The sequence below is a fragment of the Sphaerisporangium sp. NPDC004334 genome, assembly GCF_053602655.1.
Genome location: NZ_JBSGDZ010000011.1, coordinates 63,782 through 90,487, shown reverse-complemented (window position 1 = coordinate 90,487; position 26,706 = coordinate 63,782). Strand labels below are relative to the sequence as shown.

Annotated in this window: 26 protein-coding genes; 20 read left to right on the top strand and 6 right to left on the bottom strand. The window is 72.8% G+C overall.

Annotated elements, in window-relative coordinates; genetic code table 11:
- The first annotated feature begins 18 nt into the window (after nt 1–18).
- The 5 genes from ACWEN6_RS15965 (at nt 19) to ACWEN6_RS15945 (ending at nt 4,954) form a co-directional block, all read left to right on the top strand.
- Nucleotides 19–270 carry a DUF3039 domain-containing protein gene (locus ACWEN6_RS15965; protein WP_354841953.1) on the top strand — a complete coding sequence of 84 codons (252 nt, stop codon included), beginning with the start codon at nt 19–21 and terminating at the stop codon, nt 268–270.
- A 174-nt stretch (nt 271–444) separates the two neighbouring features.
- Nucleotides 445–1,332, top strand: a complete 888-nt coding sequence (locus tag ACWEN6_RS15960) for a zinc metalloprotease (protein WP_452570860.1) — start codon at nt 445–447, stop codon at nt 1,330–1,332.
- A gap of 250 nt (nt 1,333–1,582) precedes the next feature.
- Nucleotides 1,583–2,263: a hypothetical protein gene (locus ACWEN6_RS15955; protein WP_452570859.1), complete on the top strand. Its 681-nt coding sequence runs from the start codon at nt 1,583–1,585 to the stop codon at nt 2,261–2,263.
- Between the two features lie 237 nt (nt 2,264–2,500).
- Nucleotides 2,501–4,258 carry a DEAD/DEAH box helicase gene (locus ACWEN6_RS15950; protein ID WP_452570858.1) on the top strand — a complete coding sequence of 586 codons (1,758 nt, stop codon included), beginning with the start codon at nt 2,501–2,503 and terminating at the stop codon, nt 4,256–4,258.
- Nucleotides 4,259–4,378: 120 nt separating this feature from the next.
- The gene (locus ACWEN6_RS15945; RefSeq protein ID WP_380826936.1) at nt 4,379–4,954 is read left to right on the top strand and encodes a nicotinamidase; all 576 of its coding nucleotides are present in this window, start codon (nt 4,379–4,381) and stop codon (nt 4,952–4,954) included.
- A 155-nt stretch (nt 4,955–5,109) separates the two neighbouring features.
- Here ACWEN6_RS15945 and ACWEN6_RS15940 read toward each other — a convergent pair whose 3' ends face one another.
- Nucleotides 5,110–6,396, bottom strand: a complete 1,287-nt coding sequence (locus ACWEN6_RS15940) for a nicotinate phosphoribosyltransferase (protein ID WP_452570857.1) — start codon at nt 6,394–6,396, stop codon at nt 5,110–5,112.
- Nucleotides 6,397–6,441: 45 nt separating this feature from the next.
- Between ACWEN6_RS15940 and clpS the strand changes: the two genes are divergently transcribed.
- The 5 genes from clpS to ACWEN6_RS15915 all read left to right on the top strand — a co-directional run bounded on the left by clpS (nt 6,442) and on the right by ACWEN6_RS15915 (nt 9,134).
- Nucleotides 6,442–6,732 carry an ATP-dependent Clp protease adapter ClpS gene (gene clpS / locus ACWEN6_RS15935; protein WP_354916606.1) on the top strand — a complete coding sequence of 97 codons (291 nt, stop codon included), beginning with the start codon at nt 6,442–6,444 and terminating at the stop codon, nt 6,730–6,732.
- Nucleotides 6,729–7,256, top strand: coding sequence for a DUF2017 domain-containing protein (locus ACWEN6_RS15930; RefSeq protein WP_354841972.1), 528 nt, complete (start codon nt 6,729–6,731; stop codon nt 7,254–7,256). Before clpS ends, ACWEN6_RS15930 begins: the two co-directional genes overlap by 4 nt.
- 9 nt (nt 7,257–7,265) lie before the next feature.
- On the top strand, nt 7,266–7,676 hold the full coding sequence (locus ACWEN6_RS15925; RefSeq protein ID WP_354841974.1) for a M67 family metallopeptidase: 411 nt from the start codon (nt 7,266–7,268) through the stop codon (nt 7,674–7,676).
- 229 nt (nt 7,677–7,905) lie between these two features.
- Nucleotides 7,906–8,184 (top strand): MoaD/ThiS family protein, encoded by a 279-nt coding sequence (locus ACWEN6_RS15920; RefSeq protein ID WP_354841977.1) that lies wholly within the window; start codon nt 7,906–7,908, stop codon nt 8,182–8,184.
- Nucleotides 8,185–8,186: 2 nt separating this feature from the next.
- Complete coding sequence (locus ACWEN6_RS15915; protein WP_354841980.1) at nt 8,187–9,134, top strand: PLP-dependent cysteine synthase family protein; 948 nt, start codon at nt 8,187–8,189, stop codon at nt 9,132–9,134.
- 191 nt (nt 9,135–9,325) lie between these two features.
- Here the strand turns inward: ACWEN6_RS15915 and ACWEN6_RS15910 are convergent, their stop codons facing one another.
- A complete protein-coding gene (locus tag ACWEN6_RS15910) occupies nt 9,326–10,975 on the bottom strand; it encodes a DUF3352 domain-containing protein (protein WP_452570856.1) in 1,650 nt (549 codons plus the stop codon).
- Nucleotides 10,976–11,156: 181 nt separating this feature from the next.
- Here ACWEN6_RS15910 and ACWEN6_RS15905 point away from each other — a divergent pair, with 181 nt between their 5' ends.
- The 6 genes from ACWEN6_RS15905 to ACWEN6_RS15880 all read left to right on the top strand — a co-directional run bounded on the left by ACWEN6_RS15905 (nt 11,157) and on the right by ACWEN6_RS15880 (nt 17,226).
- Nucleotides 11,157–11,948: a thioesterase family protein gene (locus ACWEN6_RS15905; RefSeq protein WP_452570855.1), complete on the top strand. Its 792-nt coding sequence runs from the start codon at nt 11,157–11,159 to the stop codon at nt 11,946–11,948.
- A 251-nt stretch (nt 11,949–12,199) separates the two neighbouring features.
- Nucleotides 12,200–13,060, top strand: a complete 861-nt coding sequence (gene murI, locus ACWEN6_RS15900) for a glutamate racemase (RefSeq protein ID WP_452570999.1) — start codon at nt 12,200–12,202, stop codon at nt 13,058–13,060.
- Between the two features lie 204 nt (nt 13,061–13,264).
- On the top strand, nt 13,265–14,017 hold the full coding sequence (locus ACWEN6_RS15895; protein ID WP_452570854.1) for an MBL fold metallo-hydrolase: 753 nt from the start codon (nt 13,265–13,267) through the stop codon (nt 14,015–14,017).
- 4 nt (nt 14,018–14,021) lie between these two features.
- Nucleotides 14,022–14,738 (top strand): ribonuclease PH, encoded by a 717-nt coding sequence (gene rph, locus ACWEN6_RS15890; RefSeq protein WP_354841991.1) that lies wholly within the window; start codon nt 14,022–14,024, stop codon nt 14,736–14,738.
- Complete coding sequence (gene rdgB, locus ACWEN6_RS15885) at nt 14,735–15,358, top strand: RdgB/HAM1 family non-canonical purine NTP pyrophosphatase (RefSeq protein WP_452570853.1); 624 nt, start codon at nt 14,735–14,737, stop codon at nt 15,356–15,358. The genes rph and rdgB overlap by 4 nt, the downstream gene beginning before the upstream one ends.
- Nucleotides 15,359–15,405: 47 nt before the next feature.
- Complete coding sequence (locus ACWEN6_RS15880; protein ID WP_452570852.1) at nt 15,406–17,226, top strand: molybdopterin-dependent oxidoreductase; 1,821 nt, start codon at nt 15,406–15,408, stop codon at nt 17,224–17,226.
- Between the two features lie 133 nt (nt 17,227–17,359).
- On the opposite strand, the gene ACWEN6_RS15875 is transcribed toward ACWEN6_RS15880, so the two are convergent.
- Nucleotides 17,360–18,022 (bottom strand): response regulator, encoded by a 663-nt coding sequence (locus tag ACWEN6_RS15875; protein WP_452570851.1) that lies wholly within the window; start codon nt 18,020–18,022, stop codon nt 17,360–17,362.
- On the bottom strand, nt 18,019–19,134 hold the full coding sequence (locus tag ACWEN6_RS15870; protein ID WP_452570850.1) for a sensor histidine kinase: 1,116 nt from the start codon (nt 19,132–19,134) through the stop codon (nt 18,019–18,021). The genes ACWEN6_RS15875 and ACWEN6_RS15870 overlap by 4 nt, the downstream gene beginning before the upstream one ends.
- A gap of 215 nt (nt 19,135–19,349) precedes the next feature.
- Here ACWEN6_RS15870 and ACWEN6_RS15865 point away from each other — a divergent pair, with 215 nt between their 5' ends.
- From ACWEN6_RS15865 to ACWEN6_RS15850, 4 genes are all read left to right on the top strand, one after another.
- On the top strand, nt 19,350–19,787 hold the full coding sequence (locus ACWEN6_RS15865; RefSeq protein WP_452570849.1) for a DUF6223 family protein: 438 nt from the start codon (nt 19,350–19,352) through the stop codon (nt 19,785–19,787).
- A 334-nt stretch (nt 19,788–20,121) separates the two neighbouring features.
- Nucleotides 20,122–20,829, top strand: coding sequence for a sulfotransferase family protein (locus ACWEN6_RS15860; protein ID WP_452570848.1), 708 nt, complete (start codon nt 20,122–20,124; stop codon nt 20,827–20,829).
- A 1,251-nt stretch (nt 20,830–22,080) separates the two neighbouring features.
- A complete protein-coding gene (locus ACWEN6_RS15855; protein ID WP_452570847.1) occupies nt 22,081–22,833 on the top strand; it encodes a toxin glutamine deamidase domain-containing protein in 753 nt (250 codons plus the stop codon).
- Nucleotides 22,830–23,114, top strand: coding sequence for a hypothetical protein (locus ACWEN6_RS15850; protein WP_452570846.1), 285 nt, complete (start codon nt 22,830–22,832; stop codon nt 23,112–23,114). The genes ACWEN6_RS15855 and ACWEN6_RS15850 overlap by 4 nt, the downstream gene beginning before the upstream one ends.
- Before the next feature lie 115 nt (nt 23,115–23,229).
- Here ACWEN6_RS15850 and ACWEN6_RS15845 read toward each other — a convergent pair whose 3' ends face one another.
- Together ACWEN6_RS15845 and ACWEN6_RS15840 are read right to left on the bottom strand one after the other, a co-directional pair.
- Entirely contained in the window at nt 23,230–25,755 is a 2,526-nt protein-coding gene (locus ACWEN6_RS15845) for an ABC transporter permease (RefSeq protein ID WP_452570845.1), read from the bottom strand.
- A gap of 1 nt (nt 25,756) precedes the next feature.
- The gene (locus ACWEN6_RS15840) at nt 25,757–26,518 is read right to left on the bottom strand and encodes an ABC transporter ATP-binding protein (RefSeq protein WP_354842016.1); all 762 of its coding nucleotides are present in this window, start codon (nt 26,516–26,518) and stop codon (nt 25,757–25,759) included.
- Between the last annotated feature and the right edge of the window lie 188 nt (nt 26,519–26,706).

Below are 26,706 nucleotides of genomic sequence, written 5' to 3'. Positions count from 1 at the left end.
CACGTAGACTCGGATGTCGTGAGCACGAAGATCCTTCCCGAGAGCGAAGTACGGCCGAACCTCTCGCACGGCGACGAGGGAGACCACGAGCGCTTCTCGCACTACGCGGACAAGAACAAGATCACCGAGAGCATGGTGACCGGCACGCCGATCCGGGCGCTCTGCGGCAAGGTCTGGGTCCCGAGCCGTGATCCCAAGAAATACCCGGTGTGCCCCGAGTGCAAGGAGATCTACGAAGGTCTTCCCCTGGGCGGCGGCCCCAAAGAGTGACCCCGCGAGGCCGCGCGTCCGGCCGTGCGGCGAGTCGTTCGTGCTCGGGCGAGCCTGGGTGAACCCTTGGCCGGGGAGCGAGTGTTGCTCCCCGGCGATCGGCGCGGCGGCGGCTAGCGTCAGCACTCTGACCTGATCGAACCGGGGGAGTGCATGGTGCGGCGCACGGTTGCCGTGTCTTTGGGGTCTCTGGCGTGCCTGTTCACGATCGCGGGCGCGCCCGGCGTGCCGGCCCGTGTCGCCGCCGCGCGCCCGTGCGGCGGGCACGCGGGTCCCCCGCGCATGGACGGGCGCGGCCCGGAGCCGTACGCGCCCGACCGCCGGGACACCGAGCGCATGCTCTCGGAGATGCGGCGCCGGCTCGGCGCCCTGCGTCCCGGTCTCCGGGCCCACACGGTCACTGTCCCCTTGTGGGTCCACGTGATCACCGACGGGCAGGCGGGCGCGCCGGAGGCCGCCGTCACGGCCCAGGTCGAGACGCTGAACGCCGCCTACGGAGGACGGCTCGGCGGCGCCGACACCGGCGTGCGGTTCGCGCTGCGCGGCGTCACGCGCACCGACAACCAGGTGTGGTTCCACCAGCCGCTCGCCAACGAGGCCGCCATGAAGCAGCGGCTGCGCAAGGGCGGCGCCGAGACGCTGAACCTCTACGTCGCACAGTTCGGCGAACTGGTGCTCGGCTACGCCACCTATCCGCACTGGTACCAGAACAGCCCCAAGTTGGACGGTGTCGTGGTCGACTGGCGCAGCCTGCCCGGCGGCAGCCTGCGCGACTTCGGCAAGGGGTACACCGCGGTGCACGAGATCGGCCACTGGCTCGGGTTGTTGCACACCTTCGAGAACGGCTGCGGCTCGCCCGGGGACTCGGTCGACGACACCCCGCCCGAGGCCACCTCGACCCAGGGGTGCCCCGATCGCAAGGACACCTGCCCCGACCTCGGCGACGACCCGGTGCACAACTACATGGACTACGCCCACGACCGCTGCATGTCGGAGTTCACCGCCGGCCAGGCCGCCCGCATGCGCGACATGTGGACCGCCTACCGCGCCCCCACTCCCTGACACCTGCCGCGTCCCCGCCCAATGACCGCCGCGCGCCGGATCGCCGTTCCCGCGGTGGTGTCAGGAACCCGGTGACCTCGCGGCCCTGACGCCGGATCGCCCGCGCTTCGGGGCGCCCCCACATCCGCCCGGGCCGGTCTCCGGCGGGGCGTCCGGACGGCCCGTTGCGGTCATCGGCGTCATTATTCGAATGTTTCGTTGACGGAAGGGCCGCCCTGGAACGGATACTCGGTGCACGGGAGGAGGCGCTGTGGACAAGTACCGCACCGGGCGACGGCCGTACGGCGAGCCCGTGTGGCCTCCGCCGGAGGAGGAAGGGCTGCCGCCGTCGGCCCGGCTGTACGGCGCTCCGGCCACCCCCTCGCGGGTCAGGGTGCCTTCCTGGGCCCGCCGGGTGCTCCTGTTCGTCGTGGCGGTGGTCGTGGGCGCCGCCCTGGTGGCCGGAGTGGTCGCCTTCGCCGTGAGCCGCCTGAACGCGAGCCCGGGCCCCGTCCCGGTGGACGACGGCGTCGCCGGAGTCGGCTACACGCTGCCGTCCGGCTGGACGCCGGGAACGGTCCCGCCGGTCACCGGGTTCACCTCGGTCGCCACCGCGGGCGACTCCGCGCTCGTCATGGCCCGCCCGGCCGGGCCGCTTCCGGTCGCGGGCCCGCGTGCGGCCACGCTCGACCTGGCCGAGCTGTACGGGCGGCTGCTGCTGCACGGCGACGAGGTGGAGGTGGTGGACGACCGCCCGGTCGCGGTGAACGGGTTCACCGGCCACACCCGCGCCCTCCGCGCGACCTACACCGACGTGGTCAACCAGCCCGCCTATCTGCGTGTGACACTTCTCACCAAGAACGGCGAGAGCGTCGTCCTGCTCGCCGTCGCGCAGCCGGACACCCCCCGGCGCCGTGCCGAGATCGACGCCATCATGCGCGGAGTCACCTAGCCCGGCCGTCCTCCGCCGGCGTCCCTGTGGACGCCTCAGCGGCGTGCCGCCGGTCCCTGGACGGGGCGATAGCACGGGAGGGGCGCGATGGCGAGCATCCTCGGGGGCGGCACGTCCTGTCGGTGTCCCCCGCTATCGTGGCTTCACTGTGAGGGAGCGAAGCGAGCGCGACGACAAGATCATCAGTGTGGGGCACCGCCCCGAGGTCCGGAAAGGTCCTCTGACAAGGAGGTCGGCGTGAGCTCGTTTGCCGCGTCCCATCTGTCACCTTCCTATCCCGACCGAGCCGCGTGGGGCACCGCGCCCAAGCTCCGCGCGTGGCAGCAGGAGGCGTTCGACCTCTACTCCCGGCGCGAGCCGCGCGACTTCCTGACCGTGGCGACCCCCGGCGCCGGCAAGACGACGTACGCGCTGCGCATCGCCAGCGAGCTGATCAGCCGGGGCATCGTGCGGGCGATCACCATCGTGTGCCCCACCGAGCACCTCAAGCGCCAGTGGGCCGACGCCGCGGGCCGGGTCGGCATCGCCATCGATCCGGAGTTCAAGAACAGCCAGGGCGCCACCTCGCGCGACTACGTCGGTGTCGCGGTGACCTACGCCCAGGTGTCGATGCACCCCGCGCTCCACCGCGCCCGCACCGAGGCCCGCAAGACGCTGGTCATCTTCGACGAGATCCACCACGCGGGCGACGCCAAGTCCTGGGGCGACGGCGTGCGCGAGGCGTTCGAGCCGGCCGCGCGGCGCCTGGCCCTCACCGGCACCCCCTTCCGGTCCGACACCAACCCCATCCCGTTCGTCACCTACGCCGAGGACGGCGAGGGCGTGCGGCGCAGCGTCTCCGACTACTCCTACGGCTACGGCCCCGCGCTCGCCGATGGGGTCGTCCGCCCGGTGATCTTCCTGGCGTACGCCGGTGAGATGCGCTGGCGCACCCGCGCCGGTGACGAGATCACCGCCACGCTCGGCACGCCGCTCACCAAAGACCAGATGGGCCAGGCGTGGCGGGCCGCCCTCGACCCCAAGGGCGACTGGATCCGCCAGGTCCTGCGGGCGGCCGACAAGCGCCTCACCGAGGTGCGCAGGCACGTGCCCGACGCCGGGGCCATGGTCATCGCCACCGACCACGAGACGGCGCGCTCCTACGCCAGGCACCTGCGCGCGATCACCGGCGAGGGCGCCACGGTCGTGCTGTCGGACGACCCCGGCGCCTCCGACAAGATCAAGCAGTTCAGCGCCTCGGAGGAACGCTGGTTGGTCGCCGTCCGCATGGTCTCCGAGGGCGTCGACATCCCGCGTCTCGCGGTGGGCGTGTACGCCACCAGCGTCTCGACGCCGCTGTTCTTCGCCCAGGCGGTGGGGCGCTTCGTCCGTGCGCGCAGGCGTGGCGAGACGGCCTCGGTGTTCCTGCCCTCGGTGCCCACCCTCATGGGCCTGGCCGGTGAGATGGAGGCCGAGCGCGACCACGTCCTGGACCGCAAGCTCCCCGAGGAGGGCCTGGACGACTTCCTCGTCGAGGACGCCCGGCAGAAGAAGGACAGTCCGGACGTCCTGGGCGACGAGCTGCCGTTCGAGACCGTCGAGGCGTCGGCGACCTTCGACCGGGTGCTGTTCGACGGCGGCGAGTTCGGCACCTCGGCCGAGCCCGGCTCCCCCGAGGAGGAGGACTTCCTCGGCCTGCCGGGGCTGCTGGAGCCCGACCAGGTGGCGGTGCTGCTGCGCAAGCACCAGGCCGATCAGCAGGCCGCCCGGCGGCGCAAGGTGGCCGACGCTCCAGCCCCGGTGGCGCTCGCGCCGCACGAGGAGATCGCGGCCCTGCGCAAAGAGCTGAACGGCCTGGTCGGCGCCTGGAACCACCGCACCGGCCAGCCGCACGGCGTCATCCACGCCGAGCTGCGCCGTGCCTGCGGAGGCCCGGCCATCGCCCAGGCCTCCGCCGACCAGATCCGCGCCCGCATAGAGACCATCCGCAAATGGGCCACCCAACGCTCGCGCTGACCCCGCACCCGCTGACTCCGCAGCCGCCCGGGTGACCGGCACCACCATGAGCACGCGGCGCACCGGCGCTCCGGCCCGAGCGTCCGACATTCCCGTCCCGTCATCTCCAGGGAGACCGGCTTGAAGAGCGCGCTTGTCATCGTCGATGTGCAGAACGACTTCTGCGAGGGCGGCAGCCTCGCGGTGGGCGGCGGCGCCGAGGTCGCCGCCGCCATCGGTCCGCACGCCGCCACGGGCGGGTACGACCACGTCGTGGCGACCCGCGACTACCACGTCGACCCCGGCGACCACTTCGCCGAGCACCCCGACTACCAGCGCACCTGGCCCGCCCACTGCGTCGTGGGCACCTCCGGGGCCGACTTCCACCCGGCGCTCGACACCTCCGCCGTGGAGGAGGTGTTCAGCAAGGGCCGGCACAGCGCGGCCTACAGCGGCTTCGAGGGCGCCAGCGGCGCGGGCACCGGGCTGGCCGAGTGGCTGACCACGCGCGGGGTCGAGCGGGTGGACGTGGTGGGCATCGCCACCGACCACTGCGTGCGCGCCACCGCGCTCGACGCCGCGAACAACGGCTTCGCCGTGCGCGTTCTGCTGGACCTCACGGCCGGCGTCGCCCCCGCCACCACCGAAGCGGCCCTCACCGAACTCACCACCGCCGGCGTCGCCCTGACAGGCACCCCCATCCTCAGAACAGCCTGACCCGGCCCAGGGCGCTCCGGCCGGGCGCCGTACAACGGCGCCGGCTTCGCCGTACCCCACCCCGCCGGCCCGGCGCCGATGGAGCACGTCTGGTCGGGCGGGGCGGTCTCGGCCGGCGGTGAGGTGAGACGGGGAGGCAGTGGTGGGGCTGCGGGTCAGGAGAAGAGGGTGGGGATGACGGGGTCGCCTTGGGAGAGTTGGTGGGCGAGGACGGGGAGTTCGGCGACGGAGGCGCGGTGGCGCTCGCGGGCGGCCTCCAGCGGTTCCCTGCCGACGATCTCGCCGCCGCGCACCAGCGTGTGCAGCAGCGGCCGCGCGCCCTCGGGAGCGGGGGCGCCGGGCGCGGTGGTGACCAGCTCGGCGGCGGCGACGCCGTCCTCGACGACGCGGAAGGCGTCCTTCCTGCCGCCCCGGCTCGGCTTGCCGACCGACTTCTTGGCCACCGGCCGCAGCACGCCCTCGCCGTCCTCGCGGGCGACGAGCTTGTAGACCATGGACGCCGTGGGGGCCCCCGACCCGGTGACCACCGAGGTGCCGACGCCGTACCCGTCGACGGGCGCGGCGGCGAGCGCGGCGATGGCGTACTCGTCCAGGTCGCTGGTGACCACGATGCGCGTCTTGGTGGCGCCGAGCCCGTCGAGGAGCTTGCGCACCTCGCGGGCGACCACCGCGAGGTCGCCGGAGTCGATGCGCACGGCGCCGAGCCCGGGCCCGGCCAGCTCCACCGCCGTGCGCACGGCCTTGGCGACGTCGTAGGTGTCCACCAGGAGCGTGGTGTCGTGGCCGAGGGAGTCGATCTGCGCCTGGAAGGCGTCGTACTCGCTGCCGTGCAGCAGGGTGAAGGCGTGCGCGCTGGTGCCGGCCGTCGGCACGCCGTACACGCTGCCGGCCATCAGGTTGGAGGTGGAGGAGAAGCCCGCGAGGTAGGCCGCCCGCGCCGAGGCGACGGCGGCCCGTTCGTGCGTGCGCCGCGAGCCCATCTCGATGATCGGCCGGTCGCCCGCGGCGTGCGTCATGCGGGACGCCGCCGAGGCGACCGCGGAGTCGTGGTTGAGGATCGACAGGATCACCGTCTCCAGCAGCACAGCCTCGGCGAACGTGCCGTCCACCACCATGATCGGCGAGCCGGGGAAGTAGCACTCGCCCTCCCGGTAGCCGTACACGTCGCCGGAGAACCGGTAGGAGGCGAGGAAGTCGAGCGTGCGGTCGTTCACCACCCGCCGCTCGCGCAGGAACGCCAGCTCGGCATCGCCGAAGCGGAAGTCCGCGAGGGCGTCCAGCACCCGCCCGGTGCCCGCGACGACGCCGTACCGGCGGCCCAGGGGCAGGTGGCGGGCGAAGACCTCGAACACCGCCCGATGGTGCGCCGCCCCGCTGTCCAATGCCGCCTGCAGCATCGTCAGCTCATAGTGATCGGTGAGCAACGCGCTGCTCATGGCCATCTTCACAAGTCGAAGACTACGACTGGCGTAGGGCAGGATGGGAACGTGGGTAGTACCGCTCCAGCCGAGGTCGAGCGTCCGTCGACGGACGTCCGTCCCGACCTTCCGTGGCTGACGATCGTGTGGAACGACCCGGTCAACCTCATGTCGTACGTGACCTACGTCCTGCAGACGGTCTTCGGCTACCCCAAGGTCAAGGCCGAGAAATTGATGCTCGACGTGCACCACAAGGGCAAGGCCGTCGTGGCCAGTGGCACCCGTGAGGAGATGGAACGCGACGTGCAGATCCTGCACTCCTACGGCTTGTGGGCCACCGTCCAGAGAGATTCGGCGTGAGCACGGGCTTCAGCGCGACGCGTGGCGGTGGGGTCGCGATCCTGCTGGACGCCGGGGAGGCCTCGATCCTGCGCTCGCTGGTGTCGCAGGTGCTCGGCCTGGTGGAGCCGGGCGCGACGGGGGACGACCCGCTCGAGCGGGCGCTCGGCATCGGCTCGGCGACGGCGCCGTCCGATCCGGTGCTGGCCCGGCTCTTCCCCTCCGCCTACGCCGACGACGACGAGGCGGCCGCCGATTTCCGCCGCTACACCGAGGCGACGCTGCGCGAGGGCAAGCGGGCCGACGCCGAGGTGCTGCTGAAGACCGCCGAGCAGGGCAAGGTCGAGCTGACCGGCGAGCAGGCGCAGGCGTGGCTGCGCGCGCTGAACGACGTGCGCCTGGCGCTCGGCGTGCGCCTGGAGGTCACAGAAGAGGTGCACGAGGAGCTGGCCGGGATGGCCGAGGACGACCCGCGCTACCCGGCGTACGTCACCTACGACTGGCTGACCTACCTCCAGGACACGCTGGTCCGCGCCCTTTGGTAACTTCCAGGCATGCTCACGATCTCACGGGAACTGGTCGACAAGATCATCGCCCACGCCTGGGCCGATCACCCGGACGAGGCATGCGGGGTGATCGCCGGTCCGGCGGGCTCCGACCGGCCCGAGCGTTTCATCCCCATGGAGAACGCCGAGCGGTCGCCGACGTTCTACCGCTTCGACTCGATGGAGCAGTTCCGCGTGTGGCGCGAGATGGACGACCGCGACGAGGAGCCGGTGGTCGTCTACCACTCGCACACCTCGACCGAGGCGTACCCGTCCCGCACGGACATCAGCTACGCCTCCGAGCCGAACGCCCACTATGTGCTGGTCTCCACGGCCGATCCCGATGATGTGCAGTTCCGCTCGTTCCGCGTGGTGGACGGGGTCGTGACCGAGGAGCAGGTGGAGATCGTCTCCTCGTGAGGCTCGCAGGGGAAGCGGTAGAGTTGGGAACATGCTGATGACCGATCCGGTGTCGCCGAGCGCCCGCGTGCGCCCCGGCCGGTCGTCCCCTGTGCAGAACCATCTTTTCGCGCACACTCCGTTCACCGTCGTCTACGACTGTTCCTGAACGCAGGAATCCCAGCCCCGCCCCGCGTGTTCGCACACGTTGGGTGTCCCGTGACGACCACTGACCAAGGAGAAACACGCGATGGCCATCGAGGTTCGCATTCCGACCATCCTCCGCACCTACACCGACGGCGCCAAGTCGGTGAACGCCGCGGGTGCGACTCTCTCCGACCTGATCGGCGACCTCGAGTCCCGCCATCCCGGGCTCAGGGAGCGCATCGTCGACGACTCCGGCCTGCGCCGGTTCGTCAACGTCTACCTCAACGACGAGGATGTGCGGTTCCTCGGCGGCCTGGACACCCCCGTCGCCGACGGGGACACCGTGACCGTCCTGCCCGCCGTGGCCGGAGGCATGCGCTAGTCATGCGCTTCGACTCGCTGATCGACTCGGTCGGGAACACCCCTCTGGTGGGTCTGCCGCGCCTGTCCCCGTCCGCGGACGTTCGCGTCTGGGCCAAGCTGGAGGACCGCAACCCGACCGGGTCGGTCAAGGACCGCCCGGCGCTGTGGATGATCGAGCAGGCCGAGAAGGAGGGCCTGCTCACGCCCGGCTGCACGATCTTGGAGCCCACCTCCGGCAACACCGGCATCTCGCTGGCGATGTCGGCCCGGCTCAAGGGCTACAAGCTGATCTGCGTGATGCCGGAGAACACCTCCGAGGAACGCCGCCAGCTGCTGCGCATGTGGGGCGCCGAGATCATCCCCTCGCCGGCGGCGGGCGGGTCCAACGAGGCGGTGCGGGTGGCCAAGCGGCTGGCCGCCGAGAACCCGTCCTGGGTGATGCTCTACCAGTACGGCAACCCGGCGAACTGGCGCTCCCACTACGAGTCGACGGGGCCGGAGATCCTGCGGGACCTGCCCTCCATCACCCACTTCGTGGCCGGTCTCGGCACCACGGGCACCCTGATGGGCGTCGGGCGCTACCTGCGCGAGCACGTGCCCGGCGTGCAGATCGTGGCGGCCGAGCCGCGGTACGGCGAGCTGGTGTACGGGCTGCGCAACGTGGACGAGGGGTTCATCCCCGAGATCTACGACGCCGACGTGCTGACCACGCGTTTCTCGGTGACCTCGGCGGACGCGCTGCGCCGCACGCGCGAGCTGCTCGGCTCCGAGGGCATCTTCGCCGGGATCTCCACCGGCTGCGCCCTGCACGCCGCGCTCGGTATGGCGGCCAAGGCGGTCAAGGCCGGGGAGCGCGCCGACATCGTGTTCATCGTGGCGGACGGCGGCTGGAAGTATCTGTCCACCGGCGCCTACGAGGGCACGCTGGACCAGGCGGAGGACCGCCTGGAGGGCCAGCTCTGGGCCTGAGGCCCGCTCTTCACGCTCACGAGTGCGGGCCCCCTCTCCCTGGAGAGGGGGCCCGCGTTCGTCTTCCCGCCCCGGACCGGACCGCGTCCTGGCCGGACCGCGTCCTGGCCGGACCGGCGTCCCACCGGGTCGGTCCGGCTTTCCGTGGTCGGCAGGGCGCCGCGGTCCCGGAGGCGCCGCGGTCCCGAGGCTCAGTTGAACAGGACGCGCAGGCTGAAGGACGTGATGTCGCCGGACCGCCGGGCGCTGAGGCCCACCGCGCGCAGCACCTGGGCGCTGGCCCGCTCCTCGCCGCTCAGGTCGTCCAGGTAGTACTTCTCGATCTTGTCCAGGTCGATGTAGAGCGCGGCCGCCGCGGAGTCCGCGTCCGGGACCGCGGTGGTGAAGGTCTCGCTGTCGCCGAGCGCGCCGTCCTTGGCGAGCTCGGCGGCGTACTCCTGAGAGCTGGCGAGGACGAGTCGTCCATCGGCCGCGACCTTGGCGATCTGCGGCGCCGCCGTCCCTGAGTCGGCGACGAACTTCTCGATCTTGGCGACGACCGCCTGCGCCTTGGCCGGGTCGGTGGTGAGCACGGCGCCGGCCTTGGGCAGCTCGCCGTCCAGGCCGCGCTGGTCCACGGCCACGGTGAGGTTCTGGCCCAGCAGCGTCACCAGGTCCTCGGGGAGGGAGATGCCGTAGGTCTGCCGCGCCTGCTGGACGAAGTCGGAGAACGACCGGCCGCCCGAGGCGCCGTCGGCGGCCTCGGTGATCTGCGGCCACTGGCCGGCCAGCAGCTCGCCGAGGCCGGACACCGACAGCGCGCCCACGGTCGAGGCGGGCAGCCGCGACAGCCGCGCGCCTTCCACGGCGGCGGGGGCCTTCATCGTCCCGCCGCGGGAGATGCCGGTCAGCTCGGCGTACCCGCCGTCGAAGCGCAGCGCCCCGGCGAAGCGCACGTTCTTCACCATGTCGAGGGTGCCCGCGGGCGGGGTGGCGCCGGTGGCCTGCGCGGCCCTGGCGATCCGGCCGGCGTCGCCCCAGAACGACAGCACGCCCGGCTCGCCCACGGCCTCACGGTCGGTGGCGAAGGCGGCCTCGCCCGACAGCGGCGCGGCCGTGGCGTAGGCGTCGGCCTCCGCCTGCGTCTCGGCGAGGATCGCGTAGCCCTCCCGGAACGCCAGGCCCTTCAGCTCGCCGCCGGTGTTCAGCTTGCGCACCCCGGCGCGGGCCTTGTCCTCGTCGGTGACCTGCACGGCCGCGACCACCCGCGGCGTGCCGGAGCCCGCCTTCGGCGCCAGCACGCCGAGGCCGACGCGGTCGCCGAGCCACGGGGCGACGTCGCGGGCGTAGTCCACCTCGGCCAGGCCGGAGTCCCCCTGGCGCAGCAGCTCGAACAGCGACCGGCGCGGGTCGTCGCCGGTGAACGCGCCCCGCGTCGCGGAGAACTTCCGCGCGAGCTGGAACAGCGCGAGCTTCTGGTTCGCGGCCGGGTCGAGGTCGAGCCGCACGTACGCCATGGTCCCCGCGGGCAGGACGTCCTCAGGCTGGGCGCCGCCGCCGCTGAGCAGGGTCATCGCGTACACGCCGCCGCCCCCGACCAGCGCCACGACGACGGCGGCGACGATCGCCAGCAGCCAGCCCCGCCCCCGCCTGCGGGCGGGCGGTGGCGGCGGCGGCGCGCCGATCTGCACGTGCTGCCACGCGGGCTCCCCGGCCTGCGTCGGCCCGGCGAGGGGCGGCGCGGCGTAGGTGAAGGACTGGGTCCCCGGAGCGGCGTGCCGGCCGGGCGACGGGTGCCGGTAGGACACCGTCCGGTCGGGGTCCTCGTTGAACGGGTACGGGGGGAGGGGTTGGCCTGCCATGGCTCCGCTTTCGATGGATAGGGGGATTGTCCTCAGGTGGGAAGGGATCCGCCGCGAGGCTAGATCGCCGCGGTAGCGAAGCACTTGCAGGCCGCTTTCCACGGGCCGTGCGGACCTCGGTAGGGTGAGGCTTCCAGAACGAAATTCGGTTCGTTTCGCGCGGGACGGGGCCAGGGAGCAGATGACGAAGTTCGACGAGGCGACGCAGGCGATCAGGGTCGACGCGACCACCTACGACGTCTGCCTCGACCCCGGCTACGCGATCGGCGGGCCGCTCAACGGCGGGTACCTCATGGCCGCCGTGCTGCGGGCCGTCGTCGACGCCTCCCCGTACGAGCACCCGGTGTCCACCGCCGCGCAGTTCCTGCGGGCCCCGAGGCCCGGGCCCGCCCGCGTCCGGCTGGAGCAGCTCAAGGCCGGCCGGACCGCCGCGATGACCCGCGCGACCCTGGTCCAGGACGATGTCTCCTACATCGAGACGCTGGTGACGACCGCCACCCTCGGCGACGGCCCGAGCGAGTGGATCGGCGAGCCCGCGGTCGCCATGCCTGCGGTGGAGGAGTGCCTCCCGCTGCCGTCCCCCAAGGACGAGTCGAACATGACGTTCAACGCCCAGATCGAGACCCGGTTCGACCCGCCCACCATCGGCTGGTTCACCGGCACGCCGACCGGGCGACCGGAGTCGCGCGCGTACTTCCGCATGGCCGAGCCGCAGGACCCCGACCCCTACATCCTGGCGATGGCCGTGGACGCGCTGCCGCCGGTCGTGTTCTCCGCGGGCGCCAGGGGATGGGCGCCGACGGTCGAGCTGACCTGGCACCTGCGAGGGCTGCCCGTCCCCGGCTGGCTGAAGGTCGTCGGCCACGGGCGCCTGATCAGGGACGGGTGGTTCGACGAGGACGTCGAGATCTGGGACTCCGCGGGCAACCTGGTCGCCCAGTCGCGTCAGCTCGCCCGGCTCGGCCGTGGCTGAGCGGCGGACGGGCCGCGCGACGGCCGGGCGGCACGCGGGCGGTGCGACGGCCGAACGGCGGGCGGGCCGCGCGACGGCCGGGTGGCACGCGGGACGCGGGACGGTGGCCGTGCGCGGGCCCCGCCGGGACGGACGGCCCGGTGAGGGATTACTCCAATGTGAGCATTCTTACCAAGAGCGATTGTCCACGGTCCCCTAATGTTGGGATCATGGTGGACATCGGGAGCGTCGCCCACGCGCCATGGGTCAGCATGATCGACGCCGTGGAAGAGCAGAATGACGGGCACGGCCCCGCGATCGGGATCTTCGACAGCGGCGTCGGTGGCCTCACCGTCGCCCGGGCGATCATCGACCAGCTCCCGAACGAGTCGATCCTGTACGTCGCCGACACCGCGCGCCAGCCGTACGGGCCCAAGCGCATCGCCGAGGTGCGCGCGTACGCGCTGGAGGTCATGGACCACCTCGTCGAGCACGACGTGAAGATGCTGGTGATCGCCTGCAACAGCGCCAGCGCCGCCGTGCTGCGCGACGCCCGCGAGCGGTACGACGTCCCCGTGGTGGAGGTCATCCAGCCCGCGGCCCGGCGGGCCGTCCGCGCCACGAGGAACGGCCGGGTCGGCGTCATCGCCACCCGCGCGACCATCGAGTCCATGGCCTACCACGACGCCTTCGCCGCGGCCCCCGACGTGCGGCTGACCGGAGTGGCCGCCCCCCGGTTCGTGGAGTTCGTCGAGCGCGGCGAGACGATGAGCGACGAGCTGATCGAGGTCGCCCGCGAGTACCTCCGGCCGGTGGTCGACGACGGCTGCGACACGCTGATCCTCGGCTGCACCCACTACCCGCTGCTGACCGGCGCGATCTCCTACGTGGCCGGCAACGGCGTCACACTCGTGTCCAGCGCGGACGAGACGGCCAAGGACGTCTACCGTGTCCTGCACGATCGCGGCCTCGCGGCGCGGAGCGGGACGCCCCGGCACAGGTTCCGCGCGACGGGCGACGGCGCCATGTTCGCCCACCTCGGGCGGCGGTTCCTCGGACCGGAGATCGTCGACGTCGAGCGCGCGCTGGTGGGCGACATCTCCGGCGAAGGGGCGCTCGCCGCGCCCAACTGAGACCACACGCGCCCCGATGGGACGGGGCGTGGACGGCGGGCGGGGCCGGCAGGGTCGCGCCCGGCGCCCGCCGTGCCGGGTGCGGCGCCCGCCGTGCCGGGACACCCTGGGTCGGGACACCCGTGCCGGGGCGCGCGAACGAACAGTGCTGACCGCGTCGCGTCAGTGTGACAAGGCGCTACCGCGCCGAGTGAGGAGTCCGCCGTGAGATTGACGATCGTGGGCTGTTCCGGGAGCTTCCCCGGCCCTGACAGTCCCGCGTCCTGCTACCTGCTGGAGGCCGAGGGGTTCCGCCTGCTCCTTGACTTCGGCAACGGCTCCCTGGGAGCCCTGCAACGCCACATCGGCCTGTACGACGTGGACGCCATCTGCCTGTCGCACCTGCACGCCGACCACTGCCTGGACATGTGCTCCTACCACGTCGTGCGCACCTACGCGCCGTCGGGCCCGCTGCCGCGCGTCCCCGTCCACGCCCCGAAGGACGCCCCGCGCCGCCTGGGCGCGGCCTACGGCATGGACGACGAGCCGGGACTGGAGACCGCCTTCGACTTCTCGGCGCTCGCGCCCGGCACGTTCTCCGTGGGGCCGTTCGAGGTGACGGCCGCCCAGATGAACCACCCCGTCGAGACCTACGGCTTCCGCGTCGCGCACGGCGGCCACGCGGTCGCCTACTCGGCCGACACCGGGGAGTCCGCCGAGCTGGTCGAGCTCGCCGCCGGGGCCGACGTGCTGCTGTGCGAGGCGTCGTTCCTCGACCGGCCCGGCAACCCGGAGGGCCTGCACATGAACGGCCGCCAGGCCGCCGAGCACGCCGCCCGCGCCGGCGCCGGCACGCTCGTGCTCACCCATCTGGTGCCCTGGAACGACCCGGAGCAGATCCTGCGGGAGGCCGGGCGCGGAGGGTTCGAGGGGCGGGTGGAACTCGCGCGGAGCGGGGCCGTGTATGACCTAAGGTGAGCCCATGGCACGTGATGATGGACGCAGTCCCGACCAGCTCCGGCCGGTCACGATCACCCGCGACTGGCTCGCCCACGCCGAGGGCTCGGTCCTGGTGGAGTTCGGCGGCACCCGGGTGCTGTGCGCCGCCACGGTGCAGGACAACGTGCCGCGGTGGCGCAGGGGCAGCGGCCTCGGCTGGATCACCGCCGAGTACGCCATGCTGCCCCGCTCGACCAACACCCGCAGCGACCGCGAGTCGGTGCGCGGCAAGATCGGCGGCCGCACCCACGAGATCTCGCGGCTGATCGGCCGCTCGCTGCGCGCCTGCGTCGACTACAAGGCCCTCGGCGAGAACACCATCGTGCTCGACTGCGACGTGCTGCAGGCCGACGGCGGCACGCGCACGGCCGCCATCACCGGGGCCTACGTCGCCCTCGCCGACGCCATCGCCTGGATGCGCAAGCGCAAGATGTGCCCCGGCGACCCGCTGGTCAACTCCGTCGCCGCCGTCTCGGTCGGCATCGTCGGCGCCACCCCGCTGCTCGACCTGTGCTACACCGAGGACGTCGCCGCCGAGACCGATATGAACGTCGTCATGACCGGTTCGGGGGAGTTCGTCGAGGTCCAGGGCACCGCCGAGGGCATCCCCTTCGACCGCTCCACCCTCGACTCCCTGCTCGACCTGGCCGGCGCGGGCTGTGCCGAGCTCACCGCCCTCCAGCGCCGCGTCCTGTCGTGAGCGTGGTGCGCACGGTGGTCCTGGCCACCCGCAACGAAGGCAAGATCGTCGAGCTGCGGCGCATCCTCGCCGACGCCGACGAGAAGATCGAGCTGATCGGGCTCGAGCGGTTCCCCGAGATCGGCGAGATCGCCGAGACCGGGCTCACGTTCGCCGAGAACGCCTTGATCAAGGCGCACGCCGTCGCCTCGGCGAGCGGGCTGCCGGCCATCGCCGACGACTCCGGGCTGTGCGTCGACGCGCTCAACGGCATGCCCGGGGTGTTCTCCGCCCGCTGGTCGGGCTCCCACGGCGACGACGCCGCCAACCTACGGCTGCTGCTCGCCCAGGTGTCGGACGTGCCGGACGGCCGCAGGGGCGCCCACTTCGCCTGCGCGGCGGCGCTCGCCCTGCCCGGCGGCGACGAGCGCGTCGTCGAGGGCACGCTCGCCGGCACGCTGATCCGCGCCCCGCGCGGGTCCAACGGGTTCGGGTACGACCCGATCTTCGTCCCCGAGGGCGAGGACCGCACGACCGCCGAGTTGTCCCCGGCCGACAAGGACGCCGTCAGCCACCGGGGCCGGGCCTTCCATGCCCTGGTGCCCGTCCTGCACGAGCTGCTCGCGGGGAAGGCCCCGTAACCGGGGCGTAAGATCCGGGCGACCGGTTCAGGCGTAGCGTTCGTCCTGTGAACCTCAACCAGACGCGCCCGCGCGGGCAGGCATGGGCGGCGGCGCTCATCGGCCTCGTGGCGGGCGCGGTGGCCCTGGGCATCGGCCAGCTCGCCGCCGGGCTGCTCGACCCGAAGGCGTCTCCGGTCATCGCGGTCGGCGACGCGGCCGTCGACCGCACGCCGGCCGCGCTGAAGGAATGGGCCATCCGCACCTTCGGCGCCAGCGACAAGTTCGTCCTCATCTCGGGCATCGTGGTGGTGCTCGCCCTCGTCGCCGCCGGTCTCGGCCTGCTGGCCCGCCGCCGCGCGGGGTACGCCACGGCCGGGCTGCTGGCCTTCGGCGTGGTCGGCGCGGTCGCCGCGGTCACCCGGCCCGACGGCGCGGTGCTCGACGTGCTGCCCTCGGCGGCCGGCGCGGCGGCCGGGGCCTGGGCGCTTCGCATCCTGGTCCGCCGGGCGTGGCCCGACGCCGAACCGGGTTACGGCTTCCCGCGCTACGACGACCCGCCCGCCCCCTCGGGTACGGCCATGCCAGGGGAGCATGCCACGCAGGACCTCCACCGGGGCGAGGACCTGCGCGATCCCTCCACCAACGGTTCCTCCGGGGCCGGTGTCTCGGCCACGGGTCCCTCCGCGGCCGGTGTCTCGGCCACGGGGTCCTCCGCGGCCGGTGCCGTGGTGGCCGGTACGCCGGGGGAGCCGGAGGGCGCCGAAGAGCGGCCGGCCGGGCGTCCCGCCGTCATGCGGGCAACGGCCGAGGAGCCCGAGTTCGACCGGCGCGCCCTGCTCGGCGGGGTCGCCGCGGGCGTCGTGGTGGCCGGGGCGGGCGGGCTGATCGGACGCGCCCTCGGCGGCCGGCTCGACGTCTCCACCGAACGCGCCAAGCTCGCCCTGCCCAGGGCGGCGACGCCGGCCAAGCCGCTTCCCTCCGGAGTGGACTTCCGCCTGGACGGCCTGTCGCCCTTCACGACGCCCAACCGCGACTTCTACCGTGTCGACACGGCTCTGGTCGTCCCGCAGGTGGACCCGAAGACGTGGACGCTGAAGATCCACGGCATGGTGGACCGGCCCGTCGAGATCACCTTCGCCGACCTGCTCAAGCGGCCCCTCATGGAGGCCGACGTCACGCTGACCTGCGTGTCCAACGACGTCGGGGACAACTACGTCGGCAACGCGCGCTGGCTCGGCGCCCGCCTGGCCGACGTGCTGCGCGACGCCGGCATCCGCTCGGGGGCCGACATGCTGCTGTCCACCTCCTCCGACGGCTGGACCTGCGGCACGCCGGTGGACATCGTGATGGACGGCCGGGACGCGCTGCTCGCCGTCGCGATGAACGGCGAGGCGCTCCCCGTCTCCCACGGCTTCCCGGTGCGCCAGGTCGTCCCCGGACTGTACGGCTATGTCTCGGCCACCAAGTGGGTCACCGACATCAAGGTGACCCGCTTCGACCAGGACGAGGCGTACTGGACGCCGCGCGGCTGGGCGCCCAAGGGCCCGATCAAGACCGAGTCGCGCATCGACCTGCCGCGCGGCGGGTCCACGATCCCCGCCGGCCGCACGGCCATCGCCGGCGTGGCCTGGGCGCAGCACCGGGGCGTCGACGCCGTCGAGGTCCGCGTGGACAAGGGGACGTGGCGGCAGGCGCGGCTGGCCGCGGTCCCCGGCCCGGACACCTGGCGGCAGTGGGTGGTGGACGACTGGGACGCCACCCCCGGCAAGCACACCATCGAGGTGCGCGCCACCGACGCCACCGGCCAGACCCAGACCGCCGACTACTCCCCGCCCGCCCCCGACGGTGCCACCGGCTGGCACTCCATCCTCGTCGTCGTCAAGTGAGACTCATCCGGAATCTGGGCGCGGCGGGATCGGTGAGCGAAATCTGGCGTCCGCCGGGACCGGCGACCACGTCTCTGGAGAAGGACGACGATACGGCGCCGCGCTCGGACCACGGGCCGATGAGGAGGAGATGTCAGGAGCTGCCCGGAGTCACCAGGCCGGATTCGTAGGCGAGGACCACGAGTTGGGCACGGTCGCGGGCGCGGAGCTTCGCCATGGCCCGGTTGATGTGGGTTTTCGCGGTCATCGGGCTGATCACCATGCGGTCGGCGACCTGGTCGTTGGACAGCCCCTGCGCTACCAGTGCGACGGCCTCGCGTTCGCGGTTGGTCAGCTCTTTCAGCCCCGTGCCGGTGCCGGTGCTGACCGGCTGGGTGAGGTATCTGTTGATGAGCATGCGGGTGATCGACGGCGCGAGCAGCGCGTCGCCACGCGCGGCGACGCGTACGGCGTGCAGGAAGTCTTCCGGCACGACGTCTTTGACGAGAAATCCGGCCGCGCCGGCACGCAGGGCTTTGAAGACGTGTTCGTCCAAGCCGTAGTTGGTCAGGATGACGACGTGCACCCCGGCCAGAGCCGGGTCCGCGGCGATGCGCCGGGTCGCCTCGATGCCGTCGACGAGCGGCATCTGGATGTCGATGAGCGCGACATCGGGCAGATGTTCCTTGGCCAGAGCCAGGCCCTCCATCCCGTCGCCGGCCTCGGCCACCACCTCGATGTCGTCTTCGAGGTCGAGGAGCGCGCGGAATCCGCTGCGCAGGAGCGGCTGATCGTCGACCAGCAGGACACGGATCATGGCGTCCGATCCACAGGGAGTTCTGCGTGGACGGTGAAGCCGCCCTCACCACGCGGCTCCGCGCGCAGGCGGCCCCCGAGGGCGGTGACACGTTCGCGCATCCCGAGCAGCCCGACACCGGGCACCGGCGCGGTGTCCGGTGTGGCCTTGCCGTCGTCTTCGACGCGTATCTCCAGGGCGCCTGGGCGGTAGTGGACCCCGACCGACGCGGTGGCGGCCGCGGCATGCCGGACGATGTTGGTGAGCGACTCCTGAACGATCCGGTAGACGGTCCGGTCCACCGCGGCCGGCAGACCGTGCCGTCGCCCTTCGATCGTCAGCGTCGCGTCCAGGCCGCTCCTCCGAGCCTGTTCCACCAGCTCCTCAACGTGGTCGAGCCCACGCGGCGGGGTCGTGTCGTCGTCGCGCAGCGCTTCCAAGGTCGCGCGCAGCTCCCGGGTCGCCTCACGTCCGGCCTCCTGGATCGCCAGCAGGGCCTCCGGCACCTGTTCACCCCGCCTCCGGGCCACATGGACGGCGACCTCGGCCTGCACCTTGATGACCGAGATCTGGTGGGTGAGCGAATCGTGCAGCTCCCGCGCGATGTGCAACCGCTCCTCGTCGGCGCGGCGTCGCGCGGTCTCCTCCCGGGTGCGCTCTGCTTCCTCCGCCCGCGCCTCGGCCTGTCGCAGCGCCTCACCCGCGGCGCCGGCCGCGACCAGCCAGGCCAGCTCAAGAGCACCCCGGGCCTGCGCGAACGCCTCGCCCGTGTCGTGCAGGCCCGAGGCCAGGGCCGCGATGGGCAGCGCGGCCAGCATGGTCACGCTCGCCGCCACGGTGATGACGCGGTGTCCCGCCCGTACGGCGGCGTACACCGCGAACAGGTACGCGATGGCGGGTACGTCGAACCCGGCCGCCTGGTAACCCACCGCGCACAGCCCGGTGACGGCCAGGACCGGAACCGGAGCCCGGCGGCGCGCGGCCAGCACCAGGCCGCCGACCCCCAGCAGCCCGTATCCGAGCAGGTCGAGGTACGTGGCGGAGCCCTGCCCTGACAGCCCGGTGACCAGCAGCGCCGCCGCCACGCCGACGGCGATCACCCAGTCTGTGACACCGGCCCGTCCTGTGCTCATGGGCGCACCTTAGCCGGACGTCCGCGTGGGCGAGTCCTGCCCATGGATGATCGACCGGCTACCGCACACGCGGTACCTTCGCGGCTCCTGCGACGTCCGCTGTAGCCGGCTGCGGCATCGGCGGCAGCGCGGATCGCCATCGTCCGCTGGACGACCGGCGGTAGGTCCGGCGGACATGATCGGGCGACATCCAGTCGTAGGAGAAGGAGCACCTCATGTCAGTCCGATTCGTGCTTGCCGCCGCCGCGGCCGCGCTGCTGTCGGGGTTCGGGCTCGCCACACCGGCGGCCGCGCACGTCTTGGCCCAGCCGGACCCCGTCAGTGCCTACGCCTTGACCACCGGGCGTCTCTGGTCCGGCGTGGGCGCGCTGCTGGGGCTGGCGGGCGTGGTCATCGGCGGGCTGGCTCTGGCCCGCTCCGCCGGTCGCATCGGCAGCGGCGACGGGAGGAGAGGGGCCATCGTGGCCCTGGTGGCGGGGCTGGGGGGCATGGTCATCGGCGGGCTGGTCGTGGCCGCCGCCAAGGGTGGTCCCGGCACCGGCTACGGAATAGTCGGGGGCTACGTGGCTCTGGTGGTGGGACTGATCGCCATGCTCCTCGGCGGGCTGGCTCTGACCCGCTCCCGCCGCACCGCTCGCCGACCGACCGGCTGACCGCGTGGCCTTTCCCCGGGAAGCCGGCGCGGTGCCGGCCCGGGGGCTGAGGTTCACGGCGCGGCGCTGGGACGAGAGGGCCGTCCAAGACCGTACAGTCCCCTGTCGTGCGACACGCGATCATCGCGTTCGGCCTGGTCGGCCTGGTGGGCGGGGATCGAGCCAGGTGGTTCTCTGGTGGTCGGCCCGGGGTCCGGCGACCAGCCGCCGGTGCTGACCTTCGGCGCCGCCGTTCGGCATATGAGTGATCACCGGGCCTGTGCTCGCAGCCCCGGGATCGGGGAGCCGACACGTAATGCCGACACGTAATGCCGACACGTAATGGAGGAGCGACATGCTGACCGTGATCGGCGCGGGGTTTCCGCGCACCGGTACGAGCTCGATGAAGGCGGCACTGCAACGGCTGGCCTTCGGGCCCTGCCATCACATGTTCGACGTCATGACGAACCCCGGCCTCACCCAGAGGTGGGCCGCCCTGGCCACCAGCGACACGGCGGACTGGGAGCACCTGTTCGAGGGATTCCGGTCCGCGGTGGACTGGCCGGCCTCGCACTTCTGGCGTGAGCTGGCGGCGAAGTACCCGGCGGCCAAGGTGATTCTCACGGTCCGCGACCCGCACGCCTGGTACGCGAGCATGCAGATGCTCATCGCCAACGGCCCGGCACGGCAGCTGTCGGAGAACATGCCGCCGGAGGCCGCCGATCTGTACACGTCCATGGTGACCATGAGCCCGCTGCTCGACCGCATGGTGCGGGAGGCGTTGGACAGCGACCGACCCTTCCGTGAGGGCCTGCCCGACGAGAAGGCCGCCATCGCGGCGTTCGAGCGGCACACGGCCACGGTGAAGGAGAGCCTGCCGCCGGAGCGGCTGCTGGTGTTCGACGTGCGCGAGGGGTGGGAGCCGCTCTGCCGGTTTCTGGGCGTGGACGTCCCCGCCGGCGAGCCGTTCCCGCATCTGAACGACGGCAAGTCGATGCGGGAGGCGCTGGAGAGGGTGTTGTCAGGAGGCGGCATCGTGTCGCCGTTCGCCCCGAAGGACTGAACCCTCCCCCACACGAGGTGATCGCGCTGATTATCCGCTTTCCTTCGCCTTTCCCGCGCCGCCCGGCCCGGCGTGTGGTCCCAGGTGAATGCCGCAATCGGCACGCCGGGTCCGCGCGGCGCCCCTACGATCGGCCTCTGACCGGGTCGGTGCGGAACTTGGGGGAGCACAATGACCGGAACCAGTCACGGGGGTCAGTCGCGCGCGGGGGCGTCGCGGCGCAGGTCCCGCGACGGCCACGACGCCCCGGGGCCGCTCAGGCCGCCGGGGCTACCGGGGCTACGGCCGGGGCCCCCCGGGCCGCCGGAGCCGCCGATGGCGTCGGAGGCGGGGAGGCCCGTGGGGACGCGGGTCGCCGAGGTGGGGTACAACCCTGTCGTCACCTCCGACGGCGTCCGCTGGCGTGACTACGAGCTGGCCGCGGAGATCCCCGCGGACGAATGGCGGCCGTCGTCGGCCGATCCGCTCACCAGCCGGCAGGAGCCCGTGCCGGCGGTTCTCCAGGGCTACGAGATGGCACCTTCGCCGGGGCAGATCCAGATCCCGGGCCTGGCCCGCGCCCCGGAGGGCTCACCGGAGAGCCGTACGCCTGATGGCCATGTCTCGCCGTGGGAAACGCCGCAGGCCCGAGCGCCGGGCGAACGGCCGCCGGCCCATGCGAGCGGAACGGGGAACACCACGCCGCTGGACACCGAGGGGTTCCGGCGGCAGCCACGCGAGACCGCCCCGGTCCCCGCGCCGGACACCGCTCTCTGGCAGGACGGGTTCACCCTCCCACGCTGGAAAGCGGCCCCCCCTCCACAGCCCGCACCCGCCCAGCCCCTGTCGGCACAGTCGGTGTCCGCCCAGTCGGTGTCGGCGCAGCCTGTGTCCACCCAGCCCGTGTCGGCGCAGTCGGTGTCGACGCAGCCTGTGTCCGCCCAGTCGGTGTCGGCGCAGCCTGTGTCGGCGCAGTCTGTGTCCGCGTCGTTCTTGTCCGCGCAGGGCGCGCCCGCGCGACTCGGGCCCGCGTCCGGTCGTCACCACCTCGTTTCCACGCAGGACGCTCCGGCTCGCGGACGCCGCCACCCGGAGCGTGGCGGGCACGGCCCGGCCCATGTTCGACGCGAGTCCGCGTATGAGCAAGGGGCGTCCGCTCATGGTGGTCCAGGCGGTGCGAGCGGCGATCCTGATGCGCCGGGCGGTCCAGGTCTGTCCGGCGGTCCCGGTGTGTCGGGCGGCGGTCCCGGTGTGTCGGGCGGGCATTCGGGTGTGCTGAGCAGCGGTCCCGGTTCGCTGGGCGACGGTCCCGGTGTGCTGGGCGGGCATCCGGGTGTGCTGGGCGGCGATCAGGAGGTGCTGGGCGGGGATCTCGGTAATGGGGTGTGGCCGGGGGTGGTGGCGGGCGACTGGTTCGACGGTCCTGGCCGTCCGCCCCGGCTCGACCTCGCGCGCCCGTACGGCATGTCGGGTGGGCTGGCCTGGCCCGATCCGCAGGTGCAGCGCGACCTGTGCCAGGCGGTGCCCGAGGGGGCGCGCTTCGCCGACCCGCGCGGCACGTGGATCCGTCTGATCAACGGCGAGGGCCCGTCCGACGATCCCTTTCGGGCGACGAACTCGCTCGACTGCGCGCTCGCGGTGATCTCCACCTGGCACGGCGAGCCGGTGGTGGCGGCTCCGCGGCAGCCCGAGTACGACCGCCTCGGCCGGCCCTCGCTCGGCGGCGAGCCCGGCGGCGTGGCCCGCGCCGAACGCTGGCTCGGGCACCGCTTCGAGTACGTCGGGCAGGGCCGCCGCGCGTACGCCCTGGTCGCCGAGCGGCTGGGCGCCGGCGGCCATGGTGCGGCGGCCGTGCTGGTCACCCGCTGGCCCTCCGGCGGCAACCACGCGTGGAACGCCGTCAACGCCGCGGGGGAGGTCGTGTGGGTGGACGCCCAGCGCGGTCACACCTCCGTGGACCCACCGCCCGGCCCGGTGGCCGGGGTGTTCTGCGTGGCGCTCGACCGGCGGGGGAGGCGGCTGTGAGCGGGCACGGGATGTCGGCGGAGCAGGCGCGGGTGGTGGCCGAGGAGTACTTCAACGGCCCGCTGCCGGCCGAGTGGGCCACGGAGGTCGGGCTCTACGCCTTCGACGAGGGGTACGTCGCCTGGCCGCGGCCGCCCGAGCCGCAGGATCCGAGCGCGCTGCCGGCGATCGTGGGGGGCGGGTGCGTGGTCATCGACCGCGCCACCGGCGAGGTGTCCATCCGCCCCTTGCTCACTCCGGAGGCCGTCGTCGAACAGTGGTCGGGACGGCGCCCCCGGTAGGCCGGGCGCCGCCGGTACGCGGCCGGACCCACCTGGCGACGGGCCCGGCCGCGGGTGGGCCCGGCCCGCGCGGGTGGCCGACGTCGTCCGGACCGCCCACCGCGCCTGGCCGAGTTCAGTCGGCGGCGAGGGAGCCGACGATGGAGGCGCGGGCGGCGCGGCGGCCCGGCAGGACCGCCGCCAGTACGCCCGCCGCGCCCGACAGCAGGACGAACAGCAGCACCTGGGTGACCGGGACCCGGAACAGTACGCCCTCCATCAGCGTCCGCGAGGCGGCCCAGCCGTACGCGACGCCGAGCACCGCCCCCACCAGGGCCCCGATGAGGCCGAGGATCAGCGCCTCGACCGACAGCATCCGGCGCAGTTGCGGCCGGGTCAGCCCGAGAGCGCGCAGCAGCGCCGACTCGCGGGTGCGTTCGTGCACCGACAGGCTGAGGGTGTTGGCGATGCCGAGCAGCGAGATCAGGACCGCCAGGCCCAGCAGCCCACTGATGATCATCAAGGCCATGTCGAGCGCCTCGTCGAACTGTCCGCGGGCTTCGGTGGCGCTGAGCACCTTGGCCGTCGGGTACGGCTCGGTCGCGGCCTCGACGGCGCGCCGGGAGACGTCGGGCGTCACGCCGTCCTTGACGTTGACGATCAGCCGGCTGTCGCCGAGCGGGCCGAAGTACCGGTCGAACTCGGTGTCGGGCACGGTGACGGCCGGCAGCGGGGTCGACTCCGGGTCGAACAGGCCGAGCACCTTCAGCCGTACGGCCCCCGCCTTGGGCGTCCTGACCGTGATCGAGCCGCCCGGCCCGGTGCCGAGCCGTTTGGCCAGGTCGTCGGCGATCACCGCCGAGCCCGGGGCGAAGCCCCGCATGGAGCCCTCGCTGAGCGCCGGCTGGTACGGGCCGCTGAACGCGCCGACGTCGTTCGTGCGCCTGGTGTCGCCGATCCGGGCGGCCGCCTGCCGGAACTCGACGGTCGAGGCGAGCTCGGGCCGGGCGCGCAGGCCGTCGGCGAGCGCGCGGGGGAGCAGCGCGTCGGCACTTGAGGTCAGGTCCTCCTGCGGCGAGATCATGTAGTCGATGGGGAACTGGTCGTCCAGCTTGGCCGTGTACGTGGCGCGCGTGGTGGCGGTGATGACCGAGATGAGCGTCATGAGCGTCACGCCGATGGTCAGCGCGACCGTCGTGGTGGCCGAGCGCTTGGGGTTGCGCTGGGAGTTGTCCAGGGCGAGTCTGCCCGGGACGCCGAACAGCCGGGCGGGCGCCCATCCGGCGAAGGTGCTGAGCGGTCCGACCATCAGCGGGCCGAGAATGAGCACGGCGAGGAAGGTGAGCACGCCGCCGCCCATGACGATGAACAGGGCCTGCTGCCCGGGCGAGGAGATGACGCCGTAGGCGGTGACCCCGGCGCCGCCCAGCAGGAACAGCATGGCGAACACGACGCGCAGGACCCCGGTCCGGAAGGCGTGCTCGTCGGTCTGGCTGCGCAGCGCCGCGACCGGGGCGACCTTGGTGGCCGTGCGCGCGGGCAGCAGCGCGGCCCCGACGGTGACGACCAGGCCGACGGCGAGGGCGAGGGCCATGGTCCGCGGCGCGAGCGAGACGCCGCCTCCGGGCGCGTCCATGCCGAGCGTCCTGAGCAGGGCGAGCGCTCCCGCGCCGAGCCCGAGCCCGGCCAGCAGGCCGAGGGCCGACGACAGCAGGCCGACGACCGCCGACTCCAGCAGGATGGACCCGAAGACCTGGCGGCGCGTCGCGCCGATGCAGCGCAGCAGCGCCATCTCCCTGGCGCGCTGAGCCACCAGGATGTTGAAGGTGTTGTAGATGACCAGGGCGGCCACGAACATCGCGACCAGGCCGAACATCAGCAGCATCGTGCCGATCACGTCGATGTCGGCGCCGCTGCTCCTGGCCAGCTCCTGCGCGAGCTGGTGGCCGGTGTAGAGGCGGGCGCCGTGGCCGGTCACGGCGGCCGAGACGGCGCCCTTCAGCCCTTCGGGGGTGACGCCCGGTGCCGCGACGACGTCGATCTCGACGAAGCCCTTCTGGCCGGTCATCGTCTGGGCGGTCGCGGGGGCGAAGCCCACCGCGCCGGTGACGGCGAGCTGCTGGTCCACCCCGACGTCGAACAACCCGACGAGGCTGAAGGGATGCGGCCGGCCGTCGGCGTCGAGCACCCGGACGGTGTCGCCGACGGCGAACCCGCGGGTCTTCGCCGTGTTCTTGTCGATGACGACCTGGTCGGCGGCGGACGGCGCGGTGCCGGAGGTGATCTCGGTGCGGTTCAGCCGGCCGCCGACCACCGAGACGCCGGTGGTGGCGAAGTCGCCGACGGCCTTGCCGTCCTTGCCGAGCAGCGCGGCGCTGCCCTGGACCAGCCCCTGCGCCTCGGCGACGCCGGCCACGCTCTTGATCGCCGCCAGGTCGGCCGCGGTCAGCCGCGGCTGGTTCTCGCTGGTGCTGACCGGCGGGAGCACGGCCACGTCCACCTTGTCGGCCGAGGCGGCGATGCGCTGCGACAGGCCCGCCTGGATCGTGTCGGTCAGCACGAACGTCCCGGCGATGAAGCCCACCCCGAGGGTGATCGCCAGCGAGGTGAGCAGGAGCCGGAGCTTGTGCGCCAGCAGCCCGGCCAGCGTGGTGCGGAACACCTCAGCCCTCCAGCTTCATCAGGGTGTCGAGCACGTTCTGCGGCGACGGCTGCGCCAGCTCGGTCACCAGCATCCCGTCGCGCAGGAAGACCACCCGGTCGGCGTAGGAGGCGGCGACCGGGTCGTGGGTGACCATGACGATGGTCTGGTCCAGCTCGCGGACCGAGGTGCGCAGGAACGACAGCACCTCGGCGCCGCTGCGCGAGTCGAGGTTGCCGGTCGGTTCGTCCGCGAAGATGACCTGGGGCTTGCTGATCAGCGCGCGGGCGACCGCGACGCGCTGCTGCTGCCCGCCCGACAGCTCGCTCGGCCGGTGCTTGAGCCGGTCGCCGAGCCCGACCGTGCGGATCACCGCCTCGAACAGCTCCTGGTCGGCCTGGCGGCCGGCGATGTCCAGCGGCAGGCGGATGTTCTGCTCGGCGGTGAGGGTCGGCAGCAGGTTGAACGCCTGGAAGATGAAGCCGACGCGTTCGCGCCGCAGCAACGTCAGGCGCTTGTCGCTGAGCCGGGTGATGTCGACGTCGCCGATGCGCACCTCGCCGTCGGTCACGGTGTCCAGGCCGGCCAGGCAGTGCATCAGGGTGGACTTCCCGGAGCCCGACGGGCCCATGATGGCGGTGAACGCACCGGTCTCGAACCGGACGTCCACCCCGCGCAGCGCGTGCACGGCCGCGTCCCCGTGGCCGTAGACCTTGCTCACGCCACGGGCGACGACCGCGGCGGGCGCGGTCCGCAGGACGGCTTCCTCTCCGATGACGGTCACGGCTGGCTCCTCAAGCGGTAGGGGATTGATCTGCGAAGATTCCGCGAGATCAACGCTATGGCCGCCGATCTCGCCCGCCATGACCCTAGGGAAGGGACTTCGAGTAGGCCTGGAGGGGCGTCGCAGACGGGCGGTGCGACCCTCGAGGTACCCGCGCCTCCCCCTTTCGGCCGACCCGCCGCCGCCGG

Excerpts from the sequence above, each read along its gene's own strand:
- ACWEN6_RS15915 (WP_354841980.1), top strand. The coding sequence starts at position 8,187 with ATGCGCTTCGACTCGCTGATCGACTCGGTCGGGAACACCCCTCTGGTG.
- rph (WP_354841991.1), top strand. The coding sequence starts at position 14,022 with ATGGCACGTGATGATGGACGCAGTCCCGACCAGCTCCGGCCGGTCACG.
- ACWEN6_RS15865 (WP_452570849.1), top strand. The coding sequence starts at position 19,350 with ATGTCAGTCCGATTCGTGCTTGCCGCCGCCGCGGCCGCGCTGCTGTCG.
- ACWEN6_RS15940 (WP_452570857.1), bottom strand. The coding sequence starts at position 6,396 with ATGGCCATGAGCAGCGCGTTGCTCACCGATCACTATGAGCTGACGATG.
- ACWEN6_RS15875 (WP_452570851.1), bottom strand. The coding sequence starts at position 18,022 with ATGATCCGTGTCCTGCTGGTCGACGATCAGCCGCTCCTGCGCAGCGGA.
- ACWEN6_RS15870 (WP_452570850.1), bottom strand. The coding sequence starts at position 19,134 with ATGAGCACAGGACGGGCCGGTGTCACAGACTGGGTGATCGCCGTCGGC.
- ACWEN6_RS15905 (WP_452570855.1), top strand. The coding sequence starts at position 11,157 with ATGACGAAGTTCGACGAGGCGACGCAGGCGATCAGGGTCGACGCGACC.
- ACWEN6_RS15860 (WP_452570848.1), top strand. The coding sequence starts at position 20,122 with ATGCTGACCGTGATCGGCGCGGGGTTTCCGCGCACCGGTACGAGCTCG.
- ACWEN6_RS15925 (WP_354841974.1), top strand. The coding sequence starts at position 7,266 with ATGCTCACGATCTCACGGGAACTGGTCGACAAGATCATCGCCCACGCC.
- ACWEN6_RS15920 (WP_354841977.1), top strand. The coding sequence starts at position 7,906 with ATGGCCATCGAGGTTCGCATTCCGACCATCCTCCGCACCTACACCGAC.
- murI (WP_452570999.1), top strand. The coding sequence starts at position 12,200 with ATGATCGACGCCGTGGAAGAGCAGAATGACGGGCACGGCCCCGCGATC.
- ACWEN6_RS15910 (WP_452570856.1), bottom strand. The coding sequence starts at position 10,975 with ATGGCAGGCCAACCCCTCCCCCCGTACCCGTTCAACGAGGACCCCGAC.